Source organism: Phycisphaerae bacterium (assembly GCA_035275405.1).
Lineage (GTDB): Bacteria > Planctomycetota > Phycisphaerae > UBA1845 > UTPLA1 > DATEMU01.
Window position 1 is genome coordinate 576266 of the sequence record DATEMU010000012.1, and the last position, 15637, is coordinate 591902.

12 protein-coding genes are annotated in these 15637 nt (G+C 62.0%); 7 read left to right on the top strand and 5 right to left on the bottom strand.

Annotation, left to right across the window (positions count from 1 at the left end; all coding sequences use genetic code 11):
• Nucleotides 1–8: 8 nt before the first annotated feature.
• The gene (locus tag VJZ71_15320; GenBank protein HKQ49440.1) at nucleotides 9–1445 is read right to left on the bottom strand and encodes a VWA domain-containing protein; all 1437 of its coding nucleotides are present in this window, start codon (nucleotides 1443–1445) and stop codon (nucleotides 9–11) included.
• A 120-nt stretch (nucleotides 1446–1565) separates the two neighbouring features.
• Here VJZ71_15320 and VJZ71_15325 point away from each other — a divergent pair, with 120 nt between their 5' ends.
• From VJZ71_15325 to VJZ71_15355, 7 genes are all read left to right on the top strand, one after another.
• The gene (locus tag VJZ71_15325; GenBank protein HKQ49441.1) at nucleotides 1566–3020 is read left to right on the top strand and encodes an MFS transporter; all 1455 of its coding nucleotides are present in this window, start codon (nucleotides 1566–1568) and stop codon (nucleotides 3018–3020) included.
• Nucleotides 3021–3155: 135 nt separating this feature from the next.
• Complete coding sequence (locus VJZ71_15330) at nucleotides 3156–4883, top strand: thrombospondin type 3 repeat-containing protein (protein ID HKQ49442.1); 1728 nt, start codon at nucleotides 3156–3158, stop codon at nucleotides 4881–4883.
• 648 nt (nucleotides 4884–5531) lie between these two features.
• The gene (locus tag VJZ71_15335) at nucleotides 5532–6422 is read left to right on the top strand and encodes a hypothetical protein (GenBank protein ID HKQ49443.1); all 891 of its coding nucleotides are present in this window, start codon (nucleotides 5532–5534) and stop codon (nucleotides 6420–6422) included.
• Nucleotides 6423–6591: 169 nt separating this feature from the next.
• Nucleotides 6592–7146 (top strand): rhodanese-like domain-containing protein, encoded by a 555-nt coding sequence (locus tag VJZ71_15340; GenBank protein HKQ49444.1) that lies wholly within the window; start codon nucleotides 6592–6594, stop codon nucleotides 7144–7146.
• 60 nt (nucleotides 7147–7206) lie between these two features.
• On the top strand, nucleotides 7207–10209 hold the full coding sequence (locus tag VJZ71_15345; GenBank protein ID HKQ49445.1) for an MASE1 domain-containing protein: 3003 nt from the start codon (nucleotides 7207–7209) through the stop codon (nucleotides 10207–10209).
• Nucleotides 10210–10261: 52 nt separating this feature from the next.
• The gene (locus VJZ71_15350) at nucleotides 10262–10840 is read left to right on the top strand and encodes an NAD(P)H-dependent oxidoreductase (protein HKQ49446.1); all 579 of its coding nucleotides are present in this window, start codon (nucleotides 10262–10264) and stop codon (nucleotides 10838–10840) included.
• Nucleotides 10841–10872: 32 nt separating this feature from the next.
• Nucleotides 10873–11628: a hypothetical protein gene (locus tag VJZ71_15355; GenBank protein HKQ49447.1), complete on the top strand. Its 756-nt coding sequence runs from the start codon at nucleotides 10873–10875 to the stop codon at nucleotides 11626–11628.
• A 34-nt stretch (nucleotides 11629–11662) separates the two neighbouring features.
• Here the strand turns inward: VJZ71_15355 and VJZ71_15360 are convergent, their stop codons facing one another.
• Genes VJZ71_15360 through VJZ71_15375 form a run of 4 tightly spaced genes read right to left on the bottom strand, consistent with a single transcriptional unit; the run spans nucleotide 11663 to nucleotide 15508 of the window.
• Nucleotides 11663–12868 carry a hypothetical protein gene (locus VJZ71_15360; protein ID HKQ49448.1) on the bottom strand — a complete coding sequence of 402 codons (1206 nt, stop codon included), beginning with the start codon at nucleotides 12866–12868 and terminating at the stop codon, nucleotides 11663–11665.
• A gap of 27 nt (nucleotides 12869–12895) precedes the next feature.
• The gene (locus VJZ71_15365; GenBank protein ID HKQ49449.1) at nucleotides 12896–13303 is read right to left on the bottom strand and encodes a thioesterase family protein; all 408 of its coding nucleotides are present in this window, start codon (nucleotides 13301–13303) and stop codon (nucleotides 12896–12898) included.
• A gap of 4 nt (nucleotides 13304–13307) precedes the next feature.
• Nucleotides 13308–14279: an N-acetylmuramic acid 6-phosphate etherase gene (gene murQ / locus VJZ71_15370; protein ID HKQ49450.1), complete on the bottom strand. Its 972-nt coding sequence runs from the start codon at nucleotides 14277–14279 to the stop codon at nucleotides 13308–13310.
• Nucleotides 14276–15508, bottom strand: coding sequence for an anhydro-N-acetylmuramic acid kinase (locus VJZ71_15375; protein ID HKQ49451.1), 1233 nt, complete (start codon nucleotides 15506–15508; stop codon nucleotides 14276–14278). The genes murQ and VJZ71_15375 overlap by 4 nt, the downstream gene beginning before the upstream one ends.
• Nucleotides 15509–15637: the final 129 nt, after the last annotated feature.

Here is a 15637-nt window from a genome sequence, read left to right on the forward strand (position 1 = left end):
AAGAACGACTACTCCAACTCGTGCAATTTGCCGGGTTCGACCTCGAAGCCTTCTTCGATGGTGTCGTCGTCGATGTAGATATTCCATTTGCCGGCCGGCACCACCATGACTTGGCCGAACTTTTTACATTGCGTTGCCCTCTCCACGCTGCCAAGGTTGCTCGGTCGCGAGATGACGATTCCCCCTTTCGGCTGGCCTTCGCCACGGATGAGGATCATGCCCAGGTGGTCTTCGGGCCTTATTTCGACGAGCTTGCGCTCTGCGAAGACCTGGCCTCGCAGCATGGGGACCGGCAACATTTCCTTGTCCTTGGGCGCCCACATGATGTCGTACTTCACAGTGGCGGACGGCACTCGGATCTCTTTTTCGTAACCACCTGTGCCGGCGACGGAAACAGAGCCAAGACCGTAGCTCACGATCTGAATCTCGCCGAGGGCCGGAAATTCCTTGATCGGCGGCTTATGTACGATGATCGCGCGCCGCAGCGTGACCTTTTTCTCTGCCGGCTTTGCCGCGACTTCAAGTTCTTTGCGAATGCCACCGAGGGCATCGGCCAATTCCCTCGCGGAGTCGGCATTGTAGTACTTGCCATTGCCGGCATCGGCGATTTCCTTAAGGGTCTTATTTTCTGCAGGCTTTGTGCCGAAACCAACAACGTGCACGCCGAAGGAGCACTTGTTGGCGGCCAAGGCAGCGGCCTCGGCGGCGGGATCACCGCCACAGGTCTCCAGTCCGTCCGTGATGAGGATCAGGCCGCTGAACGCGTTCTTCTTGGCCAGCTCTTTACCGGCGGTCTTCAGCGAAAGCGCGATGGGCGTCGCACCCGTTGGCCGCAACCCGGCAATCAGGCTGCTAAGCTGCGACTTGCCGGCGGAATCCAGCGGGCTAATCGCCCGGGCAACCTTCACTGCCGTGCAGTTGCGCGGATCGTCGGCACGGCCGAAAACCTCGTTACCATATATTACGAACGTCATATTCAAACCTTCGGGCATCTTCTGCACCAGATCCGTCAACACGCGCTTTGCCGTCTCCATCTTTGTGCCGCCTTCGGGAGTCTTTTCTTTCATACTTCCCGAACAATCGAGCACGATCGCAAAGTCGGTGATCATTTCTGCGGCTTGCGGCGAAAGCGGGCGCATGCCTTGCATGGCGGCAATCAGTTTTTCCGACGCACCGGCCTTCTTAAGCTCGGCCACTTGTTCAGCACTGGGCGTCAGTATCGTGGGCGATTTCTGTAATCGCTTCAAAATCGTATCTTCGTCGATGCCCAACGAGACCAGCTTGAGCAGATCGTCGAAGGTGATGTCCTGGCCGGCTTCGGGAGCGGTTTGGCCACTCAGGCAGACCACGGGAAACAATAATTCGTTGCCGGCCCAGCTGTTACGGGCGGCAACGGTCGCCGTGACGAAAAACGCGACGTTAATGTAGCGAGTAATTTTCCGCATGGCTTCCTCCAGCAACGTTGTTCGCTGTACGCGAGATCACACCAAAATCTCAAGCTCACATGTACATAAAGGACAAAGGTGGGTGCTGTGCTCCCAAATTCTTTTGACTTTCATTCGCAGATGACGCGGACACATCCCGGCCCTATCAGCCCGCACCCCAATATCAACGGGAATCCCGACGAGTGCGAAGGAATGATGGGTGGGGGCGAGTCCAGAGCCGAGGGCGACTATGCCACACAAGAAGGCGGCGAAATCGACGATGGGGGCAACCGCGCCCTGGACTCTTGTTATAGTGGCGGGGACATGGCCGAATCGTCCATTGAGCAAGCGCCGGGAATCTCCGCGCCGGCGGCGCCCGCTCCTGTCGAGTTCAGCCCGCGGGTCCTGCGACGGCATTTGGCGGCGATCGCCTGTCTCGGTTGCGTGTACGCGACGTCGGGAATCCTTCCGTTTCTTGCGCGGCAACGTTTCGGCGCGGCCAATTGGCAGACGACCGTGCTGACCGCGGCCGTGCCGGTCACGCAGTTCTTCGCCATCTTCTGGAACCATCTGTACGCGCGGATACCGACGCGGACCTATTTGATCATCATCGGACTGCTCGCATGCGGGCCGCTGGCCCTGATCGGGACCGCCCGGACAATCTGGGAGGTGATGTTCTATTTCGTCCTGGCGGCGCTCGGCGGCGCGGGGGGCGTTGCGTCGCTCTCGCCGATCAGCGCCGATCTCCTGCGGACGTGTTATTACCCGGGGCGTCATGGCCGAATCTTCGCCGTACTCTGCGTCGTTCAGTTTACGGCGACGATGGTCGCAGGGCAGATTATGGGCTCGTGGTCCGACCGCAATCCCGATGCGTTTCGCATTTACTTTCCAATCCTGGCACTGCTCATGCTCGGGGGGCTCGTCTTTTTCGGCCTGATCTCGCGCGACGCGGCGTGGCAGAACCGCATTCGTTACACGCCGGCGAGCGGGGGCTCGTGGTGGACGCCGCTCAAGGACATGCGGACCATTCTTAAGGCGGACCGGCGCTTCGCGGGGTACGAAGCGGCGTTCATGTCGTATGGCATCGGCTGGATGATCTGCACGGCGCTGGTTCCGGCGCTGGCGACCGATCAGCTCCACCTCAACTACTCGCAGTTCGCCCAGGCGACGATCGTCGTGTATCAACTCGTCAACATCCTGCTCTTTTTGCCGCTGGGCCGGGTGTCGGATCGGTTCGGACCGATGCGGTTGGCGTCAGCGTCGTTTTTATGGCTGACGATCTACCCGATCGGGCTGATGTTTACCGGTAGCGCGCTGGAGTTGGGCGCTTGCGTGACGTTTTACGCGGTGGGGATGGTCGGTGTGCAGCTCACGTGGACGCTCGGGCCGTTGCAGCTTTCGGGCGACAGCGCCAAGGCGCCGCACTACCTGGCGATCCACAGCACGATGGTCGGTTTTCGCGGCATTGTCGCGCAAGGCCTGGGCATGGCACTTTATTCGATGACCGACAGCTTCGCGATCCCGCTGGCGATGGCGGCGGCGGGATTTGCGTGGGGATCGTGGCGGATGCGGGCGCTGTCTCAAGGACGCCCTTAGCGAGGAATATTCCGAGTTTGGAATTACCTCCACTTTCTGCTACGATGGCCAACGCAGCCGACGCGGGCCGCGGAAGGTTCGGGCACCACGCATTTCCTTCCGGTGGGCCGTGACGTTGAAAGGGAGCGAGTGATCATGCCACCGCCCACACGCAAGGGTTCTATCGCAATTTTCTTCGTTATTATTCTTACGTTGATTAGTGTCACGCTGGAACCACAGTCCGCCCGCAGCCAATGCAATTCATATGACGTCACCAAGCTCGTCGCGGACGATGCTGCGGAAGGGGACCAGGCCGGTTATTCGGTCGCCGTTGTCGGCGACACCGCGGTTGTCGGATCGCGGTTCGATGACCACGCGGCGGGTACCGATGCCGGCTCGGCGTATGTTTTTCTTAGATCGGGCGGCTCATGGGCTCAGCAGGAAAAACTCGTGGCCTCTGATGCAGCGGCAAGTGATGGCTTCGGTGTCTCCGTGGCGATTTCGGGCGACACAGCAGTGGTTGGGGCAAACGGTAATGATAATGCCGGCGGCGTAAGCGCGGGCGCTGCGTATGTCTTCACTCGCTCGGGCGGGATATGGACGCAACAGTCAAAGCTCACCGCCTCTGACGCTGCAACAAGTGATGCGTTCGGCTGGTCGATCGCGCTTTCTGGCGATACGGCGGTCGTCGGAGCCCCCGGGAATGACGACGCCGGCAGCAGCTCCGGTTCGGCATACATTTTCGTCCGCACCGGCGCCGTATGGACCCAACAAGCCAAGCTGACGGCCTCGGACGCGGCGACGCTGGACGTATTCGGCTGGTCGGTTGCAATATCGGGCGATACCGCCGTGATCGGGGCGGTCTACAACAGCAACCCGGCCGCCTTCGCTGGTGCCGCCTATGCATTTGTCCGCACGGCGGGCGTCTGGACCCAACAAGCAAAGCTCATCGCCTCCGATGCGGTGGAAGGCGACTTGTTCGGTATTTCCGTCTCCATCTCAGGCGACACGGCGCTCATAGGGGCCAATGGCGTCCAGATCGCCGGACAGCCTGGCGTAGGTTCAGCCTACATCTTTGTCCGTTCCGGTGTGGCGTGGTCGCAACAGGCGAAGCTGACGGCCTCCGATGGCGCGGCGAATGAGCAGCTTGGGCTTTCAGTTTCGATCGACGGCGATCGGGCCGTCGTCGGAGCATCCGGCGACAATTCCGCGGCCTTCGCCGCCGGGGCGGTTTATGTTTTCATCAAACCGGCCGGCGGCTGGACGAACATGACGGAAACAGCACAGCTGTTCGCGTCCGACGCCGCGACCGGGGCTAATCTTAGCTATTCGATCGGAATTTCGGCTGACACTGTGGTGGCCGGAGCCATCAGGGACAGCTCCGTAGCTGTCGACGCGGGTTCCGCATACGTGTTCGATCTCGATGACGATGACGACGGCGCACTAATTGGGCTGGACAATTGCCCGTGCGTGTCTAATGCCAACCAGCAAGATTCCGATGGGGACGCTTTGGGGGATGCCTGCGACAACTGCACAAACACCTCGAACCCCGACCAGTGGGATGCCGACGCAGATGGCATCGGCGACCTGTGCGATCCTGATGTCGACGGCGATGGTGTGCAGAATACCATCGACGATTGCCCCAATAATCTGCCGTGTTTAAGCACCAGCTCGTCTGGCCGGCCTCGCGCCGACTTCAATTCTGATTGCAACGTCGACGGCTTGGACATCCAGACGTTGGTGGATTGTGTCCTCCACGGTGGCGACGCCTGTGTCGGCATTGACCCTGACGGTGACGGTCAGACCGCCGATCTGGACCAGGCAGATGATATCGCTGCTTTTATAGCGAATGTTTTCTCACCGAGCGTCGGGCCTTGCAACTAGCCAGAAGCGGCTCCGACACGGCGAACCGCTCGCGGATCTGGCGGATTCGTTGACCGGCAGCTTCGCGATCCCGCGGGCGATGGCAGCGGCGGGATTTGCGTGGGGATCGTGGCGGATGCAAAGGCTGTCTCGTCATCATCATTAAGCGACCAATCTTGCTTTTGATTTCGCTCGCTTCGAGACACCTCTCCTCAAAATATCACACTTAACGCTACGTATTGTTCACCGCGGCGCTAGGGCTGTTCCTAACGGCATCCCCGCTAGGGCCTCAGATTTACTGGTCGCCGGGGTCTATGAATTTATTCATAGAGATTTCAGTCGGTCGTTAACTCGCAGGGCCTACCAATTGAGTGAAGTTATTTATGTTAACGGAACCTCTGGCAACCCGGGTTCGTTGAGTGCGGAACTTTATTGATTTGTTGAGGAACGAGCGGTCGCCGGCCTCGCAGGCGGCGGCCGAGTGGAACAGTCTCAGGAGATGTCGGACGGACGGAGGTGGGGGCCGCTCGCCTTGCGAGAGCAAGACGGGCGAGGCTCGGAAACGGGGGTGTTGATGGCCCAAGCGTTTTTCGGTGTCAGTAGGAATATAGAAGGCAAATTGTTTTTTTGGAGTCAGGCTGCAAATCCAGGCCTGAGAACAGGAGTATCATGATGTTAAAGCGAATTCTGCAGATCTCGGCCGCGTCGGTATGTTCCGTCGCGATTCTGTCCAACATCAGCTGCACGGCGCAGTGCGCGGAGGGCTCAACCGTCCAAGCGTGTGCGACGAAGACATCGTCGCCGTGCGCGAAGCCCTGCGCGACGAAGGTGGCGCATCAGGGCCCGTGTGTGAAGCCGGCCGGCGAACTCTCCGTCGACCTGCCGAATGCGCGAGTCGGCGAGTGCTGGACAAAGGTATGGATGCCACCGGAGTTCAAGACTGTTTCGGAACGCGTGATGGTGCGCGCGCCGTCCGAGCGGCTGGAGATTACCCCGGCCGAATACGAATGGGTCGAAGAGCGTGTCTGCGTCAAGGAAGCCTCGACCGAACTTCAGGAGATTCCGGCGGAGTTCGAGGACCGGCAAATCACCGTCCAAGTTCAGCCCGGGCACACCGACTGGGTCATCATGAAGGATGAGGAGTGCACGCCGGCCAAGGTGGTGCAGACATCGCTGCGCGACAACGGAAAGGACAAGGATGATGACGACGACGCCTTGCACCTCCGCGGACATGACGCCAAGGCGACACGCGACGTGTTCTGTCTGGTCAACACTCCGCCGCGGTCTGAAACGATCAGCGTTCAATGCCTGAAGAAGCCGGCCTGCGTCAAGCAAGTGACCATCCCGGCACAGTATGAAACCGTCAAACGCCAGAGACTGGCCAAGGCGGCCTGCACGAAGCGGATCGCCATCGCGGCGGAATACCGAGATGTCGAGAAGACGATCAAGGTTTGCGACGGCCGGTTTGCGTGGCAGCGCGTGCAATGCGAAGCTGTCAACAAGAACCAGGAGTCGGTTCGCATCGACGCGAACGGCAAGCCGCAGTTGGTGCAGCGGTAGACCCGTATCCCCATCCCGTGCGATGGGGATACATAGGATAGCTTGACTAACCCCCGAGCGACGGTCCGCCGTCGCTCGGGGTGTTGTAGGGGAAATGTCGGCTTGGCAATGTCTCGCCTCAGCGAGCAAGAACGGAGATTCGCTATTTATGTGCAAATGGATTCGCAATTTGAACTCGCTCATGGCGACCGCGTTGCTGGCGGCGGGATGTTCAGACTCAAACTCGTCCATCCGGACGTCGTCCTCCGCGCCGCGAAGCGATCCGACGACGGAGACGTATGCATCGGCCGAGCCGATGTCACCGCCAATTGAAGCTCGGCAACCGGCCGTTTCGGAATTGCGAACTTCGTCCGAGCCGGTCAAACTGACTTCGTTCCGCAACCCTCCGTCGGCCACTTCGGCCCATCCTCAGATCGGCATTGAGGAATTCCGGCAGCACGTGGAAAACAAGAACGCGATGGTCATCGATGCGCGCGCCCCCGACCGGTTCGCACAGGGCCATGTGCGCGGGGCGATCAACATTCCCTCGTCGCAGAAAGAGGCCTACACGGAACAATTCCTGCGCGGCGTGGATCCGAATCAGCCCATCCTTATCTATTGCGGAAGTGAATCCTGCCCGGCGAGTGACATTCTCTACGACTATCTTTCGACGCAAGGCTTCACCAATATGCGCGTCTTCAAGCCGGGTTGGGCGGTACTGAGTTCGGCAAAGCAACTACATTAGCAACTGACGGAAGGCTCCTCTGGATCGCGCTTTTCCGGTTCGCCGATTTCTTGATATGATTTGGCGAACAAAGGAGAAGCGGTGCGGCCGGTCACTCCAAGCCACGGCAGGTTGCCTCTTGCGCGCGGTCGCTGGCACGACGTGTTCGTCGCCTGGATGCAAATGGCCGCGCTCGCTGCCGTTTATTTCCTGACCGGAAAGCTCGGCCTGCGCCTTGCGTTTGTCAACGAGAGCGCGACGGCAGTGTGGCCCCCGACGGGGATTGCCCTGGCCGCGGCGCTGCTCTTTGGCCGCCGAATCTGGCCCGGCATCTGGGCGGGGGCGTTTCTCGTCAATATTACGACCACCGGCTCGGTTCTGACGAGCATGGGAATCGCGACGGGGAACACGCTGGAGCCCGTCGCCGGGGCGTGGCTGGTGGATCGATTCGCGCGGGGTTGCCACGCGTTTGAGGATCCGCGTCACACGCTGCGTTTCATCCTGTACGCCGTGTTTTTTAGTACGGGCATCAGCGCCACGGTAGGAGTGACGAGCCTCGCCTGGGGAGGATTGGCGAACTGGGCGCATTTCACCGCGATCTGGAAGACATGGTGGCTGGGCGACATGGTCAGCGCGGCGATCATCGCCCCGTTGATCCTGATCTGGAGTACGGCGCCGCGCCCGCGCCGATCGGGACGGGAAGCCGCTCAGTTTGTCGGTCTGTTCGTTCTGACGATCGGTGTCGGGTTAGTGGTATTCGGCGGAGTCCTCGTGCCGCCGATGAACCGATATCCCCTCGCATTTCTTTGTTTTCCCGTGTTAATGGGCGCGGGGTTCGCGTTTGAGGCGCGGGGGGCGGCGAGCGCCGCGTTTCTCCTTTCGGGAGCGGCCTTATGGGGGACGCTGCGCGGCGTGGGCCCGTTTGCCGTAGGAGAACCCAATGAATCGCTGATGCTGACCCAGGCATTCATGGCCACGATCACACTGACGAATTTGATGATCGGTGCCGTCATCACGGCACGGCGACGCGACCAGCAATCTCTACAGGAGGGCGAGGCCCGCAAGAGCGCCATCCTCGAGTCGTCCCTCGACTGCATCATTAGCATGGACGATCTGGGGCGCATCGTGGATTTCAATCAGGCCGCCGAGCGGACCTTCGGTCATCGGCGCGCGCAGGTCGTTGGTCAAACGGTGGAAGAGACCATCGTGCCGCCCAGATTTCGAGAGTCGCATCGCCGCGGCCTGGCGCGGTTTCGAGTAACAGGCGAAGGAAGGGTACTGGGCCGTCGCGTCGAATTCATCGCCCTCCGCAAGGACGGAACCGAAATTCCGGTGGAGCTGGCCGTTACGGCATCTCGCGTCGGAGACCACCCGGTCTTTTTCACCGCGTACCTGCGGGACATCAGCGAGCGAAAGCGGACGGAGCAACGGCGCGCCCTGGAACTGGCCGTCTCGCAGGTTTTGGCACAGGCCGCCACATCCGAAGAGGCCCTGGCTCGCATTCTGCAGTCGGTCTGCGAAACGCTGCAATGGAGCGCGGCGGCGATCTGGACGGTGGATCGGGAGAAGCAGTTGTTGCACTGCCGGCATTTCTGGCGCGGCCGGGCGGCGATGCCGCAATTCGAGGCGGCCACGAAGGCGCAGACCTTTCCGATGGGCGTCGGTCTTCCCGGCCGCGTATGGGCGACGGGCCAACCCGCGTGGATCGCCGACGTCGTGAAAGACGATAACTTCCCGCGCGCGCCCTTTGCCGCGGCCGACGGACTGCACGGGGCGTTCGGCTTCCCGATCACGATCGGCGGCGAGGCGTTTGGCATGATGGAGTTCTTCAGCGCGTCGATCGAGCAGCCGGATGACGCCGTGATGGCGATGATGGCGACCGTCGGCGCGCACATCGGTCAATTCCTGGGCCGCAAGCGCGCGGAAGAGGCGGTCGTGGAGGCCGATCGGCGAAAGGACCAGTTCCTGGCGACGCTTTCACACGAGCTGCGGACGCCGCTGAGTTCCATTCTTGGCTGGGCGCAGATGCTCCAGAAGTCCGGGCCCGATCCCGGCACGGTCGGAGAAGGACTGGCGGTCATTGAGCGAAATGCCAAGGCGCAGGCGCAGCTCATTTCCGAACTGCTGGACATGAGCGGGATCGTTTCCGGAAAGATTCGGCTCGAATTGCAGGATGTCGATCCCTGTGAAATCGTCGAACTCGCGGTCAAGGCCGCGCAGCCCACCGCCGCGGCCAGGGGCGTTGAACTTGGCCTTCACGGTCCCCCGCAAGCGGTGTCCGTTCGCGCCGATCCCGGGCGACTGCAGCAAGTCGTCGGCAACATCATTGCCAACGCCATCAAGTTCACTCCCCGGAATGGTCGTATCGACGTTCGGGTCAACCGCGAGCGGTCCGACATTGTCATCAGCGTGGCGGACACGGGCGAAGGGATCGCGCCGGAATTCCTCCCGTACATCTTCGACCGCTTTCGCCAGGCGGACGCCTCCACCGCGCGGCGGCACGGCGGCCTGGGGCTGGGCCTGGCCATCGTTAAACACCTCATGGAAATGCACGGCGGCGCGGTCCACGCGGAGAGCGCCGGACCGGGCAAGGGGACGACGATGCGAATCCTGTTGCCCGTTCGTACGGGCGCCGCAACGGACGCGGCCGAAGCGCCGGCAGACACGGCACCCGCGCAGGGCGGTACGAAGCGGTTGGCGGGAGTGAAGGTGCTCGTCGTGGAGGATCAGCCCGATTCGCGCGCATTGGTCCAAAGGGTTCTCGAACGGGCCGGGGCCAACGTCGTCGCCCTGGAGTCTGCCGCAGACGCGCTCGCCAGCCTGAATGGCAACCCGCCGGATGTCATCGTGAGCGACATCGGCATGCCGTTCATGGACGGGTTCGAATTTCTCCGCGCGGTGCGCGGGCGCGGCATTCGGGTTCCCGCCATCGCCCTGACGGCGTTTGCGGGGGAGAATGATCAGCGGATGGCGAGGCAGTCCGGTTACGACGAGCATCTCGCCAAGCCGATCGATCCGGAGACGCTGGTCGCGACGCTGGTCCGGATGACTCACACGTTTGATTCTCAGGGCGTCCGCAGATGAGTTTGGAATTCGCGTCGCGTCGGTGACGCGAGGTGATGCTGGAGAGATTATCATGAACTCACCGCCCCGGATTCTGGCCTTTGCCGGAAGTACGCGAAAGGATTCTTTCAACAAGAAGCTGGTGAAGATCGCCGCGGAGGCGGCGCGGTCCGCGGGGGCGGAGGTGACGGTGATCGACCTGCGCGATCTGCCACTGCCGCTCTACGACGGAGACCTGGAGGCGGCGGAAGGTCTGCCGGCCAATGCGAAGAAGCTTAAGGACATGTTTCTCGCGCATCAGGGCCTGCTCATCTCCTCGCCGGAGTACAACAGCTCGATCAGCGGCGTGCTGAAGAACGCGATCGACTGGGTCTCGCGACCGGCGCCGGGGGAAGGATCGCTGGCATGTTTCGAGGGAAAAGTCGCGGCGCTGATGAGCGCGTCGCCGGGGGCGCTCGGGGGCTTGCGCGGTCTCGTCCACCTGCGGGCGATCCTGGGCAATATCAAGGTGCTGGTGATCCCGGAACAGGTCGCGGTGTCCAAGGCGATCGACGCGTTCAACTCAGACGGTTCGCTGAAAGACTCCAAGCAGCAGAGCGCGGTCGAGGGGCTGGGTATAAAACTGGCCGGCCTTCTCTCAAAGCTGAAATAGGTAACCACAGTCAATGTCAAAAGGAGACGGGCATGCAGATATCCATAAAAACGGACGCCTACACTCGCGGGATCTTATTACTTATCCTCGGGTGTCTGGCGTGGTTGTGTCTCGAGAAGACCACGTCGTCGCCTGCCCTGGCCAGTAGCGACGACGACCCGCCGAAGGAAAAGGCCCCAAAGGTTCGCGAACTCGTCGCCGCTCGGGCATTTGTTTTGTTGGACGAAAACGGCAAAATCCGAGCGGCCTTAAGCACCAAAACCGGTGGACCAAGCTTAACCTTCATGGATTCCAAAGGAAACAACAATGTCCGCCTAGAAATCGACGAATTGTCATTCACCCTCGAGGGCGAATCACTGTTCAATTTGAGGCTCTCTAAGTCCGGCTCGCGATTACAACTGCGTGATCACGATGAAAAAAACAGCGCTAATCTTTTCGTCGGCGACGGAGGCCGCATTTCGTTCTCCTTGGATGGTGAAAAGGAGCAGGGAATTTCACTTCGCAAAGATGCGGATGGGATGACAAGTCTGAGCCTTCGCGGGAACCGAAATCAAGAGGTTAGCCTCATGACTACGCCGAGAGGAGATGCGATTTTGAGTCTCGGCGATAATGAACGCGCCGAAATCAGCCTATATTCTTCATTGTGTACCGCCGGATTAGTAGTGCAGGATGACGAGAACGTTCCGCGTGTCGTACTTGGATCGGGGTGGGATTCGGTTGAGAAAGAGCCCTCGAGTTGGATTCGCATTCTCGGCAAAGATGGTAAGAACAACTGGAAAGCGCCTTAGGATGTCCCTCTAGCGCGACCGGTATGCATTTGAACTATGGATGGCGTGTCCCCCACCTCGCCACGTTGCGGTCCGGAGTGAAGCGGGATTCGCCGCGCTCCATTCTCCATGTGATGCCGCCGTGTTCAAATGTTGACCCGTCGGTGTTAATCTCGCCTTCGGACTCAAACGTCTCTTGCGCGCGGCGGTAAATCGCATCGGTCAGGCCTGGCGTGGGTTGGCCTTCGCATTCGACCTCGAGGTCGGCTATGCCGAAGGCCGAGAAGCCTACGGTGTCACAAAGGTAGCGACCGGCCTCAGGGCCTTCGAGGGGGAAGGTGCGGAAGTTGAGGCAGGTGGCCTTGGCGAGGTCGAAGTCGCCGGGGGTGGCGATGAGCTTGGCCAGCACGGCGGCGGGGATCAGCCGACCGGCGGCGGGCCAGAGGATGGCGATGACCGGAGCAAACTCGGCGAGGGCGTGTTGGGCGCGGCAGTGGAGGCGGATGTTCGCGTCGCGGGTAGCGCCGGTGTCGGCGCGGGTCGTGAAGACGACGTGAGCGGCGTGCGGGGCGACGGTCCTGGCGGCATCGGGCCAGTCCCAGCTTTGGGCGGCGGCGTCGTTGATCTGCGTGCGGGGGAGAGGTTTGGGAGCGCATTCCAGTTCGAGCGTCAGGTCGTTGACATTGAGCCGGATCGGGGCCGAGGAAGTCAGCTTGGCCCCGCGTTCGCCGCCACGGCGGAGTGAGGCGAGGAAGACCTCCGGCGAGGGATGCCAATTTGAACGCAGCAGCGCGATGGAGATCAGCGGCGGAATGGCGGGCGCTGGAGGCGGAGGCGGTACGGGCGCGGGCAGGGGCATCGCGTGAGCGGACGAGATCGGGGCGGCCGGTTCGCTCTCCGCGGCGTTTCGCCCTATGGGTGACGAAACAGGTCGCGGATGGGGCGAGGCGATCGGCGGCGGTCCCGGCGGCGATTCGATATCGGGCGGGCTCGTTTCGATCACCGGCTCGGTCGCCGGGACCGGCGGGGTTGCACTCGTTCGCTGCGTCCGGAAGCGCCGCAGCCCTTCGACGCCGAATGCCGCGACCAGCGCGACCCAACCCTCGATCGTCGTATGGTGCATGAACCACGCGACGGACAGGAGCCCCACTTCGAGAAGCTCCCAGATGCAGGAGCGCCGCGCCCGGAGCGCAAAGATCAGGCCATACAGCGCGGAGGTGAGCGCGACGAGTCCGAGGATGACGAAGAGCCATGGCACCATCGCGCGTCCTGTGGGGTCAGCGGACTCCTACTCCTGGGCGGCGGCGAAGATCTCGTCGGGGATGGGGATCAGTTTTCCTGCGCGGTCGATGCAGGCGAGCGTGGTCTTCGCTTCGCAGAGCAACGTCTCCCCGCGGCAGAGGATGTATGAATGGTCGATGCGGGCGCGGGTCATGCGATCGATTTTGGTCGTGAGCACCAGTTCGTCGTCGTAGCGGGCCGGGGCGCGAAAGCGGCACTCCACTTTGGCGACGGCGAAAAGGACGCCACGCTCTTCGAGGTCGCGGTAGCGGAATCCGGCAAGGCGGAGCAGCTCGGTCCGGCCCATCTCGAAATACTCGAAGTACTTGGAATGGTGCAGGTAGCTCATCGGATCGCTTTCGGCGTAGCGGACCCGTATGGCGATGTCGCAGGAGGTAGGGGGGCGCTCGGACACGGCCCTATTGTCGGCGGCTATTTTTTTGACGCAAGCGATCGTGGAGCGCGTCGCGGACCCGGCCGTGGCAGTGTTTCAAAAGGGCCTCGGCCTTCGCGCGCGGCAGGCCGAGATGGTGCATGACGATCGCGCATTTGGCGCTGCCGCGGGCGTTATGCAGCAAGCGGAGCGCCGTCGGGCGGGAGTGCCCCGTGGCGGCGGCGACGACTCGCGTTGCCCGTTCGGTCAGCTTACGGCAGGCGTAGCTGTTGAGATCGACCATGAGGTTGCCGTAGGTCTTGCCGATCCCGACCATGCCCAGCGTCGTGATCGTGTTGAGCACAAGCTTGGTGGCCGTCCCCGCCTTGAGGCGCGTCGAGCCGGAGAGGATCTCGGGGCCTGTGAGCACGCGGATGTCGATGTCGCAGGCGATGCGGACCTGCGAACGCGGCACGCAGGCGAAGAAGATAGTCGTCGCGCGTCGGCGCTTCGCCTCGGCTAGCGCGGAGTGGACGTACGGCGTCGTCCCGCCAGTCGCTATACCCATAACCACGTCGTATTTGTTCACGGCGATTTCCCTTACGGCTTTCGCGGCGGCGCGGGCATCGTCCTCCGCGCCTTCGACGCTTCGCCACAGCGCCTTCTTTCCCCCTGAGATAATGCCGCGGACCATTTTTGGATCGGATCGAAATGTCGGCGGGCATTCTGCCGCATCCAGCACGCCGAGCCGGCCGCTCGTGCCCGCGCCGATGTAAACGAGACGCCCCCCTTTTTTCCATGCCGATGAGACCGCCCGGATCGCGCGGAGGATGGCGGGTTTGGCCCGGGCGACGGCCGTGGGGATCGTTTCATCCTCGCCGTTCATGACATCGAACGCGCGGTCCAGCGGCATGGCGTCGAGCGCGGCGGATCGGCGGTTGTGTTGTTCGGTAAGCAGGTGACCGCGGCTGCGGATCAGCCGGCGTTTGCGGCGTTTTAGTGATGCATTTGGTTTCATCGCCGGGCCCTCGGATCGCAAATCTGGCCGAGCACGACACGCTGCCTGGCGCCGGTCACCGAGGGCAAATTGGCGGGCACACGATCGGCGCACGCCGCGGCGAGCATGGCAAACGAGACGCTTTCCTTGGCTTGTGATGGGATGCCGTGTTCCTCCATCACGCTGAATCGAACCGCGAATCGCCCATTGAGCGTCACGCAGCGGCGCAGGTCATCGAGGAGCGTGCGGTTCCTGTCACCTCCGCCGCAGAGAATAATCTCGTCCGCCGGGGGATAGGGGCGGTCGGTGGCGATCGACAGCGTCAGGTAGGCCATGTGGATGCTGAACGCGGTGAAGAAGGTCGCCGTGGCAATCCAGTCGTCGGGTGATCGCCGCAGGCGACCGAAACGCTTCAACAAGTCCGCGAGCCACGCGTCGCCAAACTGCTCGCGGCCGCAGCTTTTTGGAAACATGCGGTAAAGGAACGGGTGCTCTAGTAAGTGGCGAATGATGGCAGGATGCGGACGGCCGCGCCGCGCGCGCCTCCCGCCACGATCGAACGATTCACGACCGCGCGTGAAACGCCGGACGAGGCCGTCGATGACCATTCCGCCGGGTCCGGTGTCAAACGCGCGGACGTTGTTGACGCTTCCGCCGGCAGGAAGCCAGGTGAGGTTCGCGATGCCGCCGATGTTTTGGATGATGCGGTTTTTTCGGGAATGGCCGAACAGGACGTAGTCCGTCCAGGGAACGAGCGGCGCGCCCTGACCGCCGACGGCCATGTCGGACTGGCGGAAGTGGTGGATGACGGGGCAGATGGCGCGGGCGGCGATAATGGAGGCGTCGCCGATTTGGCAGGTACCGAATGCACGTGGTTTTCCAACCCTCACCCCGGCCCTCTCCCTAAGAGGGAGAGGGGACGAAGGGGGAAGATGGCAGATGGTTTGACCGTGTGAGCCGATGAGGTCGGTTCGGCGGAGGCCGAGTTTGCGAACGACGGCTGCGGCGGCGTCGGCGAAGGCGTGGCCGACCTCTACGTCCAGACAACAAAGCTCTTCCGTCCGAGTGGCCGCCGGGGCCATGATGGCGAGGAGGCGGCTTTGCAACACGTCAGAGTAGGGGCGATGTACGAAGCCGAGCAATCGAACGCGCATCGCGAGACCACGGCCCGTGATTTCGCAGGCCGCGGCATCGACGCCGTCGGCACTGGTTCCGCTGTTGAGTCCGATGACGATGCGGCGCGTAGGCATGAGGGGCGGGGGTCCTCCGTGACGTGTGCGGCGGCATTGTTTCGGACGTGACGAGGTTTTGCAAATCGGACGCTCCTCGCAGCACCTCCCCCTTGCTTCCCGCCACGAGTCGCCTCGGCGACCGAACTT

What these genes read in the sequence shown, in the direction of transcription:
- VJZ71_15325 (HKQ49441.1), top strand. Translation starts at nt 1,566, where the DNA reads ATGACGCGGACACATCCCGGCCCTATCAGCCCGCACCCCAATATCAAC.
- VJZ71_15360 (HKQ49448.1), bottom strand. Translation starts at nt 12,868, where the DNA reads ATGGTGCCATGGCTCTTCGTCATCCTCGGACTCGTCGCGCTCACCTCC.
- murQ (HKQ49450.1), bottom strand. Translation starts at nt 14,279, where the DNA reads ATGAAACCAAATGCATCACTAAAACGCCGCAAACGCCGGCTGATCCGC.
- VJZ71_15355 (HKQ49447.1), top strand. Translation starts at nt 10,873, where the DNA reads ATGCAGATATCCATAAAAACGGACGCCTACACTCGCGGGATCTTATTA.
- VJZ71_15335 (HKQ49443.1), top strand. Translation starts at nt 5,532, where the DNA reads ATGATGTTAAAGCGAATTCTGCAGATCTCGGCCGCGTCGGTATGTTCC.
- VJZ71_15330 (HKQ49442.1), top strand. Translation starts at nt 3,156, where the DNA reads ATGCCACCGCCCACACGCAAGGGTTCTATCGCAATTTTCTTCGTTATT.
- VJZ71_15320 (HKQ49440.1), bottom strand. Translation starts at nt 1,445, where the DNA reads ATGCGGAAAATTACTCGCTACATTAACGTCGCGTTTTTCGTCACGGCG.
- VJZ71_15375 (HKQ49451.1), bottom strand. Translation starts at nt 15,508, where the DNA reads ATGCCTACGCGCCGCATCGTCATCGGACTCAACAGCGGAACCAGTGCC.
- VJZ71_15350 (HKQ49446.1), top strand. Translation starts at nt 10,262, where the DNA reads ATGAACTCACCGCCCCGGATTCTGGCCTTTGCCGGAAGTACGCGAAAG.